This window comes from Caballeronia sp. LZ034LL (genome assembly GCF_031451215.1).
Classification (GTDB): Bacteria; Pseudomonadota; Gammaproteobacteria; order Burkholderiales; family Burkholderiaceae; genus Caballeronia.
This window is the reverse complement of the sequence record NZ_JARUXR010000002.1, coordinates 1168264-1181134: the sequence shown is the minus strand read 5'-3', so window position 1 is coordinate 1181134 and position 12871 is coordinate 1168264. Positions and strand designations below refer to the sequence as shown.

Here is a 12871-nt window from a genome sequence, read left to right as displayed (position 1 = left end):
TCAGCGTGCAAGGTCCGTTCGACTTAAAAAGGAGGCAAGCATGACCGCGCATCAGGATTCATCGGACGACGATGCAGAGACGTACGCGACGTTCAAGGAGCTCGTCAACATGACGGCGTCGCAACTCGACAAGTGGCTTGATACCGACGAGTCCCGCGAAGTTGGACAGAAGAAAGACGGCGGGGAGTCGGTGGGGCACAAGTCGGGGCGGCACATCATCGAGATTCTCGGCAAGAAGAAAGCCGATCTCGGCACGGGCGACTACGCGCACATGCGCAAGGTGAACGGCTATGTGAAGCGACACCTTGCGCAGCGTCCGCATGAGGTCGAGCATTCGCACTGGCGTTACTCGCTGATGAACTGGGGACACGATCCGCTCAAATGAGCGCGCGTGCCCTCAGCCGTTCACGAACACGATGCGGTCGCGTCCGGCATCGTCGTTCCAGTGGTCGGCGAGATGCGGCATCGGCACGGCTTCCGTTTCGACGTGCAGGCCGCCTTCCGCTGCCGCGTTCAACACCGCCTGCATGGCCGCGAACAGACGCGGCATCGCGACGCTTCCCAGGCCGCTGCCGAGCAGGCTGATCGCGCTCGATCGCAACACGGCCGCCGGCAGCGCGATCTCCTGCCCGCTCATCGAACCGATCTGCACGAAGCGCAACGCGCGTTGTGCTTCGGATGCACGCGCGGCCGCAATCAGCAACGCCCGCGCGCTCGGCCCCCACAGATAGTCCAGCACGATATCGACGCCCTCCGTGCACTGCGCTTCGAATGCACGGCTCAGGGCGGCTTCGTCGCCGTCCAGCGTGATGATCGTGTCCGCGCCCATGTCTTGCAGTTTCTCGAGCATCGCGCGATTGCGTCCCGTCGCGATGATCTTGCCCGCGCCGAGCCGATTCGCCACCTGCACGGCAAGCTGCCCCGACGCGCCGGTCGCGCCGTTGATCAAGATGGTCTCTCCGGCAACGAACTTCGCGCGCTCCGTGAGCGCCGCCCATGACGACATGCCGGGAATGGCGATGGCGGCGGCATCAATGTCATCGATGGAATCGGCCAGCGGCAAACAATGTTCGAGCGGCACCAGCGTGCGCTCGGCCATCGCGCCGAACGGCGCTGCCGGACCGAAGAAGTAGACGCGCCGGCCGTCGTCGAGACGACCCGCGCCATCGACGCCCGCGACGAACGGATAGGTCTTCGACGACGAATAGTGTTCGCCCGATGCCCGTCCGCGCGTCAGTCGGCTCAATGCCGACGCGCCGACCGTCACGATGCCCTGTTCACGCGAGGCCACCGGTTCTTCGAATTCAGCCCATACGGGTTGGATGCCTGCCTGTTTGACGACTGCTGCTTTCATGCTTGCTCCTGTTTGATTGAGGCGCCGAGTCCGGCCAGCCATGCGCGCAATGCCGGATCACGGATGTCCAGCACGTCGAACAGGCCGAGCGCGAGCAATGCCGGCAAGGCTTCTTCGATGTCGCGTGCGGCCTCGGCGCGGCATGCGGGGCTGGCGTGCGGATCGCTCCACACACGCGAGTTGACGAGGAAGGCGCCGACCGTGCCCTTGCGGACCGTCGTGCCGTTGAGACGGGTTTCGTCGAGATGATCGGGAAGCATCTGGCTGGCTCGCATTGCAACTGGCTCCATGAGTGAATCAATGAAGCCGAGTCTAGACGTGCGCCCGAGGCCCGTCTCCGGTATAAAGGCCATTCGATACCGAAATCCGGCCATGAATACACCCCTGATCCGCCCCGAACTGGTGATGTCGCAGGACGGCCCGTTCCTCGCCGCCGCCGAGCTCACGCAAAGCGAGCCGCGCGAAGTGGCTTCGCACAGCCACGCGCGCGGCCAGTTGATGGGGGCGTCGAGCGGACTGGTGTCGATCGGCGTCGATACGCGCCAATGGGTTGTGCCTGCCGTTCATGCCATCTGGATTCCGCCGCATCGGGCGCATTCGGTGCGGTCCTACGGACCGTTCTCGGGTTGGAGCGTGTTCGTGGCCGAGGCGCGTTGCGCGGCCTTGCCCGCCGAGCCGCGCGCCATTCGCGCCACGCCGCTGCTGCGTGAAGCGGTGCATCGCGCGTCCTCGTGGCAGGACGACCTGCTCGATGCGGCGCGGACGCGTATCGCCGACGTCATCCTCGATGAACTCGCCGCCGCGCCCGAAGCGCCGTTTCATCTGCAGCGTCCGCGTGATCCGGCGTTGCTGAAGATCACGGACGCGCTCGCCAACGATCTCGCCGATAACCGCCGTCTCGAAGAATGGGCCGCGTGGGCCGGGGTATCGCCGCGCACGCTGAGCCGCCGCTTCATGGCCGACACCGGGCTGACCTTCGCGCAGTGGCGTCAGCAGGCGCGCATGCTGCGGGCGCTGGAGCGCGTCGCCGATCGTGTGCCGGTGACGACCATCGCGCTGGAAACGGGCTACGAGAACATCAGCGCGTTCATCGACGTGTTTCGACGCACGTTCGGCACGACGCCCGGCCGTTACCACGCGAACGGCTGAACGCGTCTGGCTTGCTGGCGGGACGGTTCGGGATACTATCGTCGGACGGACAAGCGACGGAGGAGACATGAACCAGACGAACTGGTATGACGAGCACGCCTGTTCCCTCGATGACTTCGAACGCGACCTCGCGCAGGAAGAGGCGCATCCGCCGCGTCACGCCGCTTCGGTTCAGCGAGGCATTCCGCTCTACGATTGCGCCGCGCTGGGCAGCGACCCATCCGAACGCATGGCCTTGCAGGCTGAATGGGCCGAGGTCTTGCGCGCGGGCGCCGGCGTGCTGGTGCTGAAGCATGCCTATGCCGACATCGCTCCGATCGACGACGCCACCGCCGTCTTCGAAGACATCATCCGGCAAGAGCGCGAGCAGGGCACGAGCCGCGCGGATCACTTCGCGAAGGCCGGCGCGAACGACCGCATCTGGAACGCGCAGGAAAAGCTCTGCCTGCAAGCGCCCGATGTCTTCGCGCGCTACTTCGCGAACCCGTTCCTCGCGTGCATGGCTGAAGCGTGGCTCGGCCCGGCGTATCAGATGACGTCGCAGGTCAATGTCGTGCGGCCGGGCGGCGCGGCGCAGGAGGCGCATCGCGACTATCACCTGGGTTTCCAGACCGAAGAGGAAGTGCGCCGCTATCCCGCGCATGTTCACGCGATGTCACCGTTCCTGACCTTGCAGGGCGCGGTGGCGCACAGCGACATGCCGGTGGAAAGCGGCCCGACGAAGCTCCTGCCGTTTTCGCAGCGCTATGCACCGGGCTACCTCGCGTGGCGGCGTGCGGACTTTCGCGCGTACTTCGAGGCGCACTGCGTGCAATTGCCGCTCGAAAAGGGCGATGCGCTGTTCTTCAGTCCCGCGCTGTTCCATGCAGCGGGCGCCAACCATACGCGCGACGTGCAGCGCATGGCCAACCTGTTGCAGGTGTCGTCGGCCTACGGTCGCGCGATGGAATCAGTGGATCGCGCGCGCCTGTGCGAAGCCGTGTATCCGGTCCTGAGCGAAAGCAAGTCCAGCGGCCGCATGAGCGATGAGGAGATCGAGGCGGTCATCGCTTCGTGCGCGGAGGGCTATGCGTTTCCGACGAATCTCGATCGCGATCCGCCTTCGGGCGGTCTCGCGCCGCCGAGCCAGCAAGTGCTGTTGCGCGAGGCGCTGCATGAAGGCTGGCCGGTCGGGCGTTTTACCGACGCACTGCGTCAGCACGCGTGGAAACGCACCACATAAAACAATCGGTAACGCGTGGGTAACGCCTCGTAAGCACTGACGAAAAGCGCATTTTTCTCAACCGATCGCCGTGCCTCGCGCCCGGAGAAGATGGCTGCCGTTGCAAGAAGCAACGTCCATTTTCTCCAAGGAGCGCGCAGCATGAACGTCAACAGTCCCCTCAACAGCCACGCGGTGCCGCAGACGGCGAACACGCTGCCGATCCGGCGCAACACCGAAGTCCCGGCCGCGGAAAGCCTTCCCTCGACCACGACGAAGACGCCGGTGAGCAACCCCGCGCATCTCGGCAATCACGTCGATACGACCGCCTGAGCCATGCCCGCGATCGTTCGATTTGCGCTCGCGTGCGCGGCGCTCGCAGCGTGTCCGCTGACGCTCGAAGGCTGCGCGCTCGCCGCGCTGCCGTGCCGCGTGACGGCGGCGACGCTCAAGGTCGTGCCGGTGGTCGGCCACGCGGCGGCCACGCCGTTCGATGTGTGCGCCTCGGCGATCGACTGACATGAAGCGCCTCCTTCTCCCTTGCGTACTGTTCGTCGCGATGCTGTTGCCCGCAGCAGCACACGCGCAGCAGCCCTTCGATTTTCGCGGGCTGCGGCTCGGCGTTCCGCTGGATGTGTTCCGCCGCGAAGAGCCCGCGCGCGCCACGCCGCCGCGCAGCGTCGCGCTGTGCGACACCGACGTCGAATCGGCGGCGCTCGGCATGGTGCTGCGCGATCCGCACAGCCTGACCATCAGCTGCAAGTGGGCGCATCGCGGCGAGGCGGGATGGCAGGCGTCGCAAGCAGTCGTCGACGGCGCCCCCGCGCGCGACCACGTGCTGCGTTTCGCCGCGATGCCGGGCGATGCCGCGCCGCGTTTGTATCGCATGTCGTTCGTGATCGATGCCCGCATGGCCGACGATTTCGGCGCGGCCTTGTCGTCGCGGTTCGGCGCGGGCCGCGTCGAGCGGGCGAACGGCTACCGGACGCGCCGCTGGGAGAACGCGTCGAGCTCCATCACGCTGGAGGCGAACGGCGCGTCGGCGACGGCGCGCGTGATCTATCGCCTGAAGGCCTACGAAACCTGGTTGCGCGAGACGGACGACAAATGGCGTCTCGCCGCCTTGCATGACACCCCTTGAATTCCGGAAAGCATCGTCATGAAATTGACAGTCTTGTTGTGCGCATGTGCGCTGTCGGCGTGTTCGTCGTCGCGGTCCATCGTCGAGATGCCGACTTATGCGCCGGCCGTCGCGCAGCCGGTCAACGTCAACACGCTCGGCGCGATCTATCAGGCGGGCAATTCGGTGTCGCTGTACGAGACCTCGCGGGCGCAGCGCGTCGGCGACGTGCTGACCATTCGCCTCTCCGAGTCTTACTCGGGCAGCAATACCGCCGATGCCAGCGCGAGCCGCGCGAGCAGCATCAGCGCCACGGCCGCCGATCAATCGACCGGCGCGGCCGCGCGCCTTGCACGGCTGTTCAACGTGGGCTCGGCGGATACGTCGTTCAAAGGGAATGGCAGCACCAGCAACCTGAGCGCGATGAGCGGCACGCTCGCGGTGTCGGTGATCGGTACGCTGCCTGGCGGAAATCTCGTGGTGGCAGGCGACAAGATCATCGCGATGAGCGGCAATCAGGATCAGCTGCGCTTCTCCGGCATCGTCAATCCGAAGGACATCGAGGCGGGGAATTACGTGGCGTCGAACAAGGTGGCGAATGCGCGCATCGAACAGGCGGGCGTGGGCATGCTCGCCGATTCGACCACGATGGGATGGTTGCAGCATCTCTTCATGAGCGTGCTGACGTTCTGAGCCTACGACATCGCGTCACTGTGCCGGCCGCGCAGCGATGCGTCCCGCCGCGCTCGGATCGCCATGCGGCACGAAGATATAGCCCTGGCCCCAGACAGTCTGCACATAGCGCGGCTCGGACGGGTCGGTTTCGAGCAGACGGCGCAGCCGCCAGATCGATACGTCGAGACTGCGGTCGCGATGCGCGCCCGCGCCGCGCAGATGCTCGTTCAGCTGCGCACGCGAGAGCACGGTCATCTGGTTCTTCACGAGCGTCTTCAGCAGCGCGAACTCACCCGAGCGCAGCGCGATGCGTTCGCCGTCGCGGCGCAGTTCACGCGCGCTGAAGTCCATCTCGAAGGGACCGAAGCGATAGCTCGGACGCATTTCCGGCGCGCCCGGCACGAACGACGATGCGCCGTTGCGGCGTCGCAGGATGGTGCGGATGCGCGCCAGCAGTTCGCGCGGATCGAAAGGCTTGCCGAGATAATCGTCCGCGCCGAGTTCGAGTCCGATCACGCGATCCAGCACGTCCGACCGCGCGGTGAGCAGGATCACGGGAACGTCGTCGTGTGCGTGGCGCAGTTCACGCAATGCGCTGATGCCGTCCTTACCGGGCATCATCACGTCGAGCACGACCAGCGCGGGCCGCAGGTTCTGCACGGCGCTCCTGAGCGCGATGCCGTCGTCCAGCACCGACACTTCGAGGCCGTGTTGCGTCAGGAAGCCGCGCACGTGTTCGCGCACGACGGGGTCGTCGTCGACCATGAGTACATGTGATGTCATGCGCCGATTCTATGTTCGGCATCGGCGGCCTGGCCATCGCGCGAAACTTTCCATTTCTTTCTGTTACGGGATTCCTGACGAGTGGCGCATGCCGCCGGCGTCCGTGGCGGCTGGTCTGACGGGGCATGGCGTGCAGTAACGCAAGGGCGCGGCGTGTGCTGTCGTAAGAAACGGTAATGTGCCGAATAAAGTGGTGCGCGCCGATTGCAATAAGCACCGAATAAAATTTCGATATGGCTACATCGGTTCTGATCGTCGACGACGATTCCGCGGTGCGCGATCTGCTGCGCCGCTTCTTTCATACGCAAGGCATCGAGGTTTCCGTGCTGCACGACGGCGCGGGGCTGCGCCGTCGGCTGGAACTGGAGCGTCCTTCCATCGTCGTGCTGGACATCATGATGCCGGACACCGACGGCCTGCGCGCGCTGCGCGACCTGCGCGCGGCGGGCGAGGACATTCCGGTGATCTTCGTGACGGGCTGCGACAGCGTGGCCGAGAAGATCGCCGGGCTGCAGACCGGCGCGGACGATTACCTCGCGAAACCCTTCGATCCACGCGAACTGCTCGCACGCATCGAAGCGGTGTTGCGGCGTCGCGCAAGCACGCCGAGCCAGCCCGAACGCTGCGCTCGCGAACGCTTCGGACGCTTCGAAGTGGACTTCGTCACGCGCGCGCTGATCTGCGGCGAGAAGCGCATTCCGTTGCGCGAGAGCGAGTTCGCGTTGCTCAAGGTGTTCATCAAGCATCCGTACAAGGTGCTGTCGCGCGTCTTGCTGCACGACCTCGTGCATCGCGACGACCTGCCGTTCCGCGACCGTGGCCTCGACGTGCCGGTGTGGCGGCTGCGCCGTCTGATCGAAGATGATCCGTCGCAACCGCGTCACTTGCAGACCGTGCGCGGACAAGGCTTTGTCTTCGTGCCCGATGGGGAAGACGCCGCACACGAACGCATCCGGACCTAAGGCGATGCGTCTGGCTGCTTTCTCGCCGCGCGTCATCGCGGATACCTTGTTCGGGCGCATGGCGCTGCTGTCGGTCTGCGTGCTGCTGGTGCTGCAAGGCGGATGGTTCGCGATGCTGCACATTCAAGCGCCGCACAAGGAAGCCGATGGCTACGCACGCGCGCTGCTGATCGTGCTGGAAGCCGCGCACAACGACGTGACGCTCGGCGGCAAGCTGATGCGCCAGACGCGCGTGCATATCGTGCCGGTCTGGAACATGCCGGAGCCGCTCGAACTCCAGGATCCGCTGACGACGCGTCACGCGCATCTCGCGAAGCAGATTGCCGACGGCCTGCCGCCCGGCTCGCAGATCGCCATCGACAGCATCGGGCGCAAGATGCCGCGCCTGTGGGTGCGCTATCCGTCGAGCGCGTTCTGGATCGTCACGCCCATCGACCTGCCGCCGCCCGCGCCCATCTTCACCGAGTCCGTCGTGTTGCTGTGCGGCGCGTTGCTGCTGTCGCTGTTCGTCACGTGGCAATTGCAGCGTCCGCTGGCGCGGGTCGCGCAGGCCGCGCGGCGCTTCGGCGGCGGCGAGCGGCCGGTGCCGGTGGGCGAACGGGGTCCGCGCGAGTTGCGCGATCTGATCGGTGCGTTCAACCAGATGGTGAGCAAGATCGCCGAGGCCGACGACGACCGCGCGGTCATGCTCGCCGGCATCGCGCACGATCTGAAGGCGCCGCTCACGCGTCTGTCGTTGCGCGCGACGGTGCTCGCGAAGGATGAGCGCGAACGCGCGCATTTCCTGCGCGACATCGACTCGATGACGCGCATCGTCCAGCAGTTCCTCGAGTTCGCCGCGCGCGCGCCGTCCGAAAGCGCGCCGGCGGGCGTGGATGCCTTCATCGCAGAACAGTTCGCTGCGCCCGAGGACGGCGACGATGCGCTGTTCCGGCTGTCGCTGCATGCAGGCGACGGGTTCGTGTTGCCGCGGACCTTCATCGACCGGCTGCTGACCAATCTCGTCGATAACGCGTTCGAACATGGCGAGCCGCCTGTGGAGATCAGGACTGCGCGACTGCGTGCCGACTGGCTGATCGAAGTGCGCGATCACGGCCCCGGCATTCCTGACGCACAACTCGACGATGCGCTGCGCCCCTTCGTGCGGCTCGATCCCGCGCGCAGCGGCAACGGACATTGCGGGCTGGGTCTTGCCATCGTCGAACGTCTGGTGCGCGAGCAGCAGGGCCGCTGTGAGATCGGCAATGCCGAGGGCGGCGGGCTGGTCGTGCGTATCGTCATTCCCGTTCAATCAACATGATCGTCACTTCGCTCCCGACTCCGACCTCGCGTCGCGCCTTTCTGCGCGGCGCCGCGCTGCTCTCGACCGCATTCGGCGCGAGTGCGCTGCTATCGGCATGCGGCGGCGCAAGCGACGATGCCGCCGTGGCGGAGACGCCGCGCGTGGCGTCGGTCGAAAATTTCCGCGACGTGGCGGGTATCGGCGATGGTTACGCCTCCGTCGATGGACGCCGTCTGCGGCGCGGCGTGTTCTATCGCTCGGGTGCGTTCACGCCCAATGACGCCGATGCCGCCACGCTGGCGCGGCTCGGTCTGCGCGCGCTGCATGATCTGCGCACGGTGGCCGAGGCTTCGCTGGCAGTGGATCGCGTGCCGGCGAATGCGGTGCGCGAGACGCATGAAGTCGCGCCGATCGATGTCGTCTCCGCCATGCCGCGCGATGCGGCGGCGGCAAGCGCATGGATGATCGAACGGCAGCGCAAGCTGGTCACGGATCCGGTGGCACGGTTGCAATTCGGTCTGCTGCTGACGCGGCTGGCGCGCGTCAGCGGGCCGCAAGTGATTCATGGCGCGGTGGGCAAGGACCGGACCGGCTGGGCGGCGGCGCTGCTGCTGGCCATCGCGGAAGTGCCGCTCGACGTGATCATCCAGGACTATCTGCTGACCAACACGGCGGCCCAGCCGCAGATCGCCGCGCGCATGCAGGCGCACGCGGGGCGGCTCGGCACAGCCACCGCGACCGTGGCGCCGCTGTATCAGGCGCAGAGCGCCACCCTCGAAGCCGCATTCGACGAGATGTATGGCGGTTTCGGCACGCTCAACGATTATCTGTCGCAAGGGCTGTCGTTGAGCGGAGACGACATCGGCATGTTGCGCGCGAAGCTGCTGGCTTGATACGAGACGCTCGCTGAAAAAAAACGGCTCGCCCGAGACGGGTGAGCCGCAAGAGGGATCGGTACAACTCGTACAACGCAGGCAGATTAGCACCGCGGCATCGTTCCCTGACCCGATGGAAAGATGCGGAAAGGAAGGTGCCTTTCATGATGCATTTCATGGCGCCTGCGCCACCACCATGCGCTCCACGAGCGCATCCAGCTTCTGCCGTGCGCTGGCGAAGCGGTCCATGCTGAGGCTATTGGTCTCGTATCGCGCGGTGACGAGGATCTGGCCGCGCCGCACCAGCGTCAGATCGATGGCCGACAGATACGACACCGGATTGCTGCTGAACGCATGCTTGTCCCAGCTCGTGGTCGCGGCATAGACGAGCATCGCCTCGCAGCCGGGTGGCGACGTGCCGGGGTTATAGACCGTCGAATTGACGCCCCGCCGCTGCAGCGAGACTTGCAAGTTCGGCACGAAGTCGCCGGTCGCGACCGTCTGGTTCAGCTCGATGCAGACCGATTGCAGCGCCGCCGGCTCGCCCGTCACCGAAGTCGGCGACGAATAGTTCGACGCCACCGAAAAGCCAGCTTGCACAAGCGAGCCGGCGGCATCGGCTGCGGTGATCAGCGTCCATGTGCAGCCGGTCAGCGCGCTCGCACTGAGAGCGAGCGCCAGCGCGAGGGAGAGACGCCCGGGCATGGCGGTGTCGTTGCGTCAGGGGTGGCTCAGCGCACGACGCGCAGGCGCACGGTGTTCGCCCCTTCGATGGTGGCGGTCAGCGTCGTGACGCGCGACGTGTCCGCCGTGCGCAGGACGAAGCGCTGGCGCGTGGCTGTGTTGATGTCGTGACGCACGTCGGGGAAGCATGAGGCGATGTCCGCGCCGAGTTCCTGCAACGGGTCGGCGACGCCGCCGTCCGCGCCCCAATGGGCACGCCAGCGGCAATCGTAGGCGTGCGCGCTGCCGCGACACGCGCCCTGACCCGGCGAACCGGCGGGAAGCAGCGGGCGGCTTTGCGCGAGCGTGCCGAACGACGGCGCGGCGACGATCGTCTGCAACGCCGTGCAGACGTCAGGCAGATCTTCGGCGGCGGCGGGGAGCACCGGCGCGAGCAGCGCGGCGGCGGCGAGCGCGCGGCCCAGCGCGAGAGTGAAGGAGCGGGTGGCGATGTGTTGAGCTTGCATGACCTGGCGTAATGTCGAATGAGGAACAGCATCGTCGCGCATGGACACGTGTCCCGATCCGGCGAGCAACACGCCGATTCGACAAGTTGTTTCCAGGTATTAATCCGGCAGCTTCATGCTCGAGCTCTGACTCAAACTCACACGAACAGCGAGATGATCCCGCCGATCGTCGCCGCAGCCGCCACCCATTTGCCCGCCGTGTAGAAGCCGTTGGCATCGGTGGCCTGCACCTCAGGGCGTTCAAGCCCCAGCGCGCCATAAGCGAACGACTTCACCGACGAAGGGTCGGTGGTGGTGTCTGTCGAGGCATCCGTGGTTGTGTCGGCATCCGCATCGGCCATGCGGCGCGGCACGGGCGCGTCCGCGCTCACGTAGGCACTCGTGGTCGTCGCACCGGAGATCTGCATCGCTATCCTCGTCGTTATCGGTCTGGCGGACTGCAATAACGGCGAGCCCGCGCGCTCGCTTGAACGCGCGGATCTTTCCTTTCCTTACTTACATCGGGTGGCTTTGCACGAAGCTCTTGTACGAGTAGTACGCGGGCTTCTTCGTCGTGCCGTCGCCCTCGATCAGACCGTAGTTGCCTTCGCTGTCGTCGTAGAGCTGGAAGCCCTGGATGGACTGAATGTTGTACTTCGACGCGACGCTCACGTATTGCGCCATCATCGTGTCGCCCGTCAGATAGGACGCGATCTGGTTGACCGAGCCATAGTCGGGCCGTACGCCGAACTCGTTGATCCAGATGGGCTTGCCCATGTTGTGCAGCACTTGCAGCACGTCATGGCAGCCCGTGCCGCCGCAGGCGTTGGTGATGTCGCCTTCGTTCGAGTACCAGTGCCACGAGGTGATATCCCACGACACGGCGGGATGTCCCCACGTGCCGTCCGGCTGCGAGCCGTCCGCGAGCATCTGGAAGAACGCATAGTGCAGCCAGGTGCCGCCGAGGATGATCTTCGCCGATGCATCCACCGACTTCACGCCCGCGATCATCCCGCGAATCGCGCCGCGAGCAAGCATGTAGGAGCTGTTGTCGTAGTGCTTCCACAGCACGCCATCCACGTTGCCGTTGAGCGTCTTCGCTTCGAGTTCGTTGCCCACCTCGTAGTACGCGTAGTGATACGAACTGGCCGTCTGCTGGCCGAGCTGATAGCCGGCGTGGTAGGCATCGTCTTCGCTGTTGTAGTTCAGGTTCGCCATCAGGACCGGATACATCGTCACGCCGCCATCGGCCATGACCTTGGCGACGTTGGCCAGCGCCGCCGCTGAGGTCGCGCTATAGACGTCGTTGCGATAGATCGTCGCGCCGAGGTCCTGGAGCTGCGCGAGCTGGGTCTGCGGACTGGTGGCATCGTAGGCGCCGCCATTGGTGTTGTGTCCGTTCATGCCGTAGAAGATCGAGCCGTTGCTCGCGGCCTTCGACGTGGCCTTGGGCGTCGCGGCCTTGCCCGTGGCGGCATCCACTGCGCTGTCGTTGCCGCCTCCGCAAGCTGCGAGCAGTGCGCTTGCGAGCATCGTGGCGATCAACGCGGCGCGTTTCGGTGTGTGGAGGGGCGAGGATGTTGTAGCTTGGGTCGATGGTTTCATGAACATGAGGATGGCGAATCAAACGGTTCGAATTGAGAGCTTCCAGTTTCGGTAAGGCCGCCAGTCTTATTTCGAACGGGCGTTAGTTATCCGAAGAACAGCACGCGAACGAACGCGGCTCCCGGTCATATGAAGGGGAGTCGTGCGGTCCAGGTCGTACTGGCTTGGCTGATATCCGCATGCCGACGCGCATGGCTCACCATGCGTTCGGGCGCGGACGCCGCCGGGCCATATACATGGCGAGCGGCTTGATGAGTCATGCCGAACGGATTCGACGTGACGTCGGTAACATGTGCTGTGATGGCCCGCGAGATACGTCAGATTTACTAACTAACAGGCGGATTGGGTGTGCCGTCGAAAACAATGCGGGACAACCATCGCAGCGGAGGAAAGGTTACTTCGATACGAAGTGGAAGTAAACCGGATAGCCGGAAAAAACCTCTTCGTTGAAAGGCGGCCGCGAAAATTTGTTCTGTGTTTAATGGTCCTTATCGCAGCCGTTTTCAAGCATCAGACGAGATACCGATTACCTTGTTTTCTTCAGAGGAAAGATTGTTTCAGGGGAGCACGGGTGGCTGATAGGCGAGTGTCGGCGCGAGCAGCCATAGCAGTGCGAGCACGAGCACGGTGCCGCTGATGAACTGCGCAAATGTGAAGCCGATGACAACCTAAACGACTCGCGAGCCGCACCGCATG

At 65.2% G+C, this 12871-nt stretch carries 17 protein-coding genes; 10 read left to right on the top strand and 7 right to left on the bottom strand.

The annotated features are described in order from the left end of the window. The first annotated feature begins 40 nt into the window (after positions 1-40). The gene (locus QCE83_RS19875) at positions 41-385 is read left to right on the top strand and encodes a DUF3140 domain-containing protein (RefSeq protein WP_309814688.1); all 345 of its coding nucleotides are present in this window, start codon (positions 41-43) and stop codon (positions 383-385) included. Positions 386-397: 12 nt separating this feature from the next. On the opposite strand, the gene QCE83_RS19870 is transcribed toward QCE83_RS19875, so the two are convergent. Next, complete coding sequence (locus QCE83_RS19870) at positions 398-1354, bottom strand: zinc-binding alcohol dehydrogenase family protein (protein ID WP_309814685.1); 957 nt, start codon at positions 1352-1354, stop codon at positions 398-400. Beyond that, positions 1351-1629: a hypothetical protein gene (locus tag QCE83_RS19865; protein WP_309814682.1), complete on the bottom strand. Its 279-nt coding sequence runs from the start codon at positions 1627-1629 to the stop codon at positions 1351-1353. Before QCE83_RS19865 ends, QCE83_RS19870 begins: the two co-directional genes overlap by 4 nt. A gap of 97 nt (positions 1630-1726) precedes the next feature. On the opposite strand from QCE83_RS19865, the gene QCE83_RS19860 reads away from it, so the two are divergent. The 6 genes from QCE83_RS19860 (at position 1727) to QCE83_RS19835 (ending at position 5517) form a co-directional block, all read left to right on the top strand. Further along, positions 1727-2503: a helix-turn-helix transcriptional regulator gene (locus QCE83_RS19860; protein ID WP_309814679.1), complete on the top strand. Its 777-nt coding sequence runs from the start codon at positions 1727-1729 to the stop codon at positions 2501-2503. 67 nt (positions 2504-2570) lie between these two features. Continuing rightward, the gene (locus QCE83_RS19855; RefSeq protein ID WP_309814676.1) at positions 2571-3725 is read left to right on the top strand and encodes a phytanoyl-CoA dioxygenase family protein; all 1155 of its coding nucleotides are present in this window, start codon (positions 2571-2573) and stop codon (positions 3723-3725) included. A gap of 141 nt (positions 3726-3866) precedes the next feature. Beyond that, complete coding sequence (locus QCE83_RS19850; protein ID WP_309814673.1) at positions 3867-4037, top strand: hypothetical protein; 171 nt, start codon at positions 3867-3869, stop codon at positions 4035-4037. A 3-nt stretch (positions 4038-4040) separates the two neighbouring features. Next, positions 4041-4223, top strand: a complete 183-nt coding sequence (locus tag QCE83_RS19845; RefSeq protein WP_309814669.1) for a DUF6726 family protein — start codon at positions 4041-4043, stop codon at positions 4221-4223. A 1-nt stretch (position 4224) separates the two neighbouring features. Further along, the gene (locus QCE83_RS19840; RefSeq protein ID WP_309814667.1) at positions 4225-4845 is read left to right on the top strand and encodes a hypothetical protein; all 621 of its coding nucleotides are present in this window, start codon (positions 4225-4227) and stop codon (positions 4843-4845) included. 18 nt (positions 4846-4863) lie between these two features. After that, entirely contained in the window at positions 4864-5517 is a 654-nt protein-coding gene (locus QCE83_RS19835) for a flagellar basal body L-ring protein FlgH (protein ID WP_309814664.1), read from the top strand. Positions 5518-5532: 15 nt separating this feature from the next. On the opposite strand, the gene QCE83_RS19830 is transcribed toward QCE83_RS19835, so the two are convergent. After that, a complete protein-coding gene (locus tag QCE83_RS19830) occupies positions 5533-6282 on the bottom strand; it encodes a response regulator (protein WP_309814660.1) in 750 nt (249 codons plus the stop codon). A gap of 233 nt (positions 6283-6515) precedes the next feature. Here QCE83_RS19830 and QCE83_RS19825 point away from each other — a divergent pair, with 233 nt between their 5' ends. The 3 genes from QCE83_RS19825 to QCE83_RS19815 are packed head-to-tail and all read left to right on the top strand — an operon-like array spanning position 6516 to position 9419. Next, complete coding sequence (locus QCE83_RS19825) at positions 6516-7244, top strand: response regulator (RefSeq protein WP_309814658.1); 729 nt, start codon at positions 6516-6518, stop codon at positions 7242-7244. Between the two features lie 4 nt (positions 7245-7248). Then, a complete protein-coding gene (locus QCE83_RS19820) occupies positions 7249-8544 on the top strand; it encodes an ATP-binding protein (protein ID WP_309814655.1) in 1296 nt (431 codons plus the stop codon). Further along, on the top strand, positions 8541-9419 hold the full coding sequence (locus QCE83_RS19815; protein ID WP_309814653.1) for a tyrosine-protein phosphatase: 879 nt from the start codon (positions 8541-8543) through the stop codon (positions 9417-9419). The genes QCE83_RS19820 and QCE83_RS19815 overlap by 4 nt, the downstream gene beginning before the upstream one ends. Positions 9420-9575: 156 nt before the next feature. Here QCE83_RS19815 and QCE83_RS19810 read toward each other — a convergent pair whose 3' ends face one another. The 4 genes from QCE83_RS19810 to QCE83_RS19795 form a co-directional block, all read right to left on the bottom strand. Beyond that, a complete protein-coding gene (locus QCE83_RS19810; protein ID WP_309814650.1) occupies positions 9576-10106 on the bottom strand; it encodes a hypothetical protein in 531 nt (176 codons plus the stop codon). A gap of 26 nt (positions 10107-10132) precedes the next feature. After that, positions 10133-10591 carry a hypothetical protein gene (locus QCE83_RS19805; RefSeq protein ID WP_309814647.1) on the bottom strand — a complete coding sequence of 153 codons (459 nt, stop codon included), beginning with the start codon at positions 10589-10591 and terminating at the stop codon, positions 10133-10135. 137 nt (positions 10592-10728) lie between these two features. Beyond that, positions 10729-10998 carry a hypothetical protein gene (locus tag QCE83_RS19800; RefSeq protein ID WP_309814644.1) on the bottom strand — a complete coding sequence of 90 codons (270 nt, stop codon included), beginning with the start codon at positions 10996-10998 and terminating at the stop codon, positions 10729-10731. Between the two features lie 88 nt (positions 10999-11086). Continuing rightward, complete coding sequence (locus QCE83_RS19795) at positions 11087-12103, bottom strand: lipopolysaccharide biosynthesis protein (protein ID WP_309814641.1); 1017 nt, start codon at positions 12101-12103, stop codon at positions 11087-11089. Positions 12104-12871: the final 768 nt, after the last annotated feature.

Coding starts and splice junctions, on each gene's coding strand:
- QCE83_RS19865 (WP_309814682.1), bottom strand. CDS start 1,629: ATGCGAGCCAGCCAGATGCTTCCCGATCATCTCGACGAAACCCGTCTC.
- QCE83_RS19855 (WP_309814676.1), top strand. CDS start 2,571: ATGAACCAGACGAACTGGTATGACGAGCACGCCTGTTCCCTCGATGAC.
- QCE83_RS19850 (WP_309814673.1), top strand. CDS start 3,867: ATGAACGTCAACAGTCCCCTCAACAGCCACGCGGTGCCGCAGACGGCG.
- QCE83_RS19830 (WP_309814660.1), bottom strand. CDS start 6,282: ATGACATCACATGTACTCATGGTCGACGACGACCCCGTCGTGCGCGAA.
- QCE83_RS19870 (WP_309814685.1), bottom strand. CDS start 1,354: ATGAAAGCAGCAGTCGTCAAACAGGCAGGCATCCAACCCGTATGGGCT.
- QCE83_RS19825 (WP_309814658.1), top strand. CDS start 6,516: ATGGCTACATCGGTTCTGATCGTCGACGACGATTCCGCGGTGCGCGAT.
- QCE83_RS19845 (WP_309814669.1), top strand. CDS start 4,041: ATGCCCGCGATCGTTCGATTTGCGCTCGCGTGCGCGGCGCTCGCAGCG.
- QCE83_RS19800 (WP_309814644.1), bottom strand. CDS start 10,998: ATGCAGATCTCCGGTGCGACGACCACGAGTGCCTACGTGAGCGCGGAC.
- QCE83_RS19860 (WP_309814679.1), top strand. CDS start 1,727: ATGAATACACCCCTGATCCGCCCCGAACTGGTGATGTCGCAGGACGGC.
- QCE83_RS19810 (WP_309814650.1), bottom strand. CDS start 10,106: ATGCCCGGGCGTCTCTCCCTCGCGCTGGCGCTCGCTCTCAGTGCGAGC.
- QCE83_RS19820 (WP_309814655.1), top strand. CDS start 7,249: ATGCGTCTGGCTGCTTTCTCGCCGCGCGTCATCGCGGATACCTTGTTC.
- QCE83_RS19875 (WP_309814688.1), top strand. CDS start 41: ATGACCGCGCATCAGGATTCATCGGACGACGATGCAGAGACGTACGCG.
- QCE83_RS19805 (WP_309814647.1), bottom strand. CDS start 10,591: ATGCAAGCTCAACACATCGCCACCCGCTCCTTCACTCTCGCGCTGGGC.
- QCE83_RS19815 (WP_309814653.1), top strand. CDS start 8,541: ATGATCGTCACTTCGCTCCCGACTCCGACCTCGCGTCGCGCCTTTCTG.
- QCE83_RS19835 (WP_309814664.1), top strand. CDS start 4,864: ATGAAATTGACAGTCTTGTTGTGCGCATGTGCGCTGTCGGCGTGTTCG.
- QCE83_RS19840 (WP_309814667.1), top strand. CDS start 4,225: ATGAAGCGCCTCCTTCTCCCTTGCGTACTGTTCGTCGCGATGCTGTTG.
- QCE83_RS19795 (WP_309814641.1), bottom strand. CDS start 12,103: ATGCTCGCAAGCGCACTGCTCGCAGCTTGCGGAGGCGGCAACGACAGC.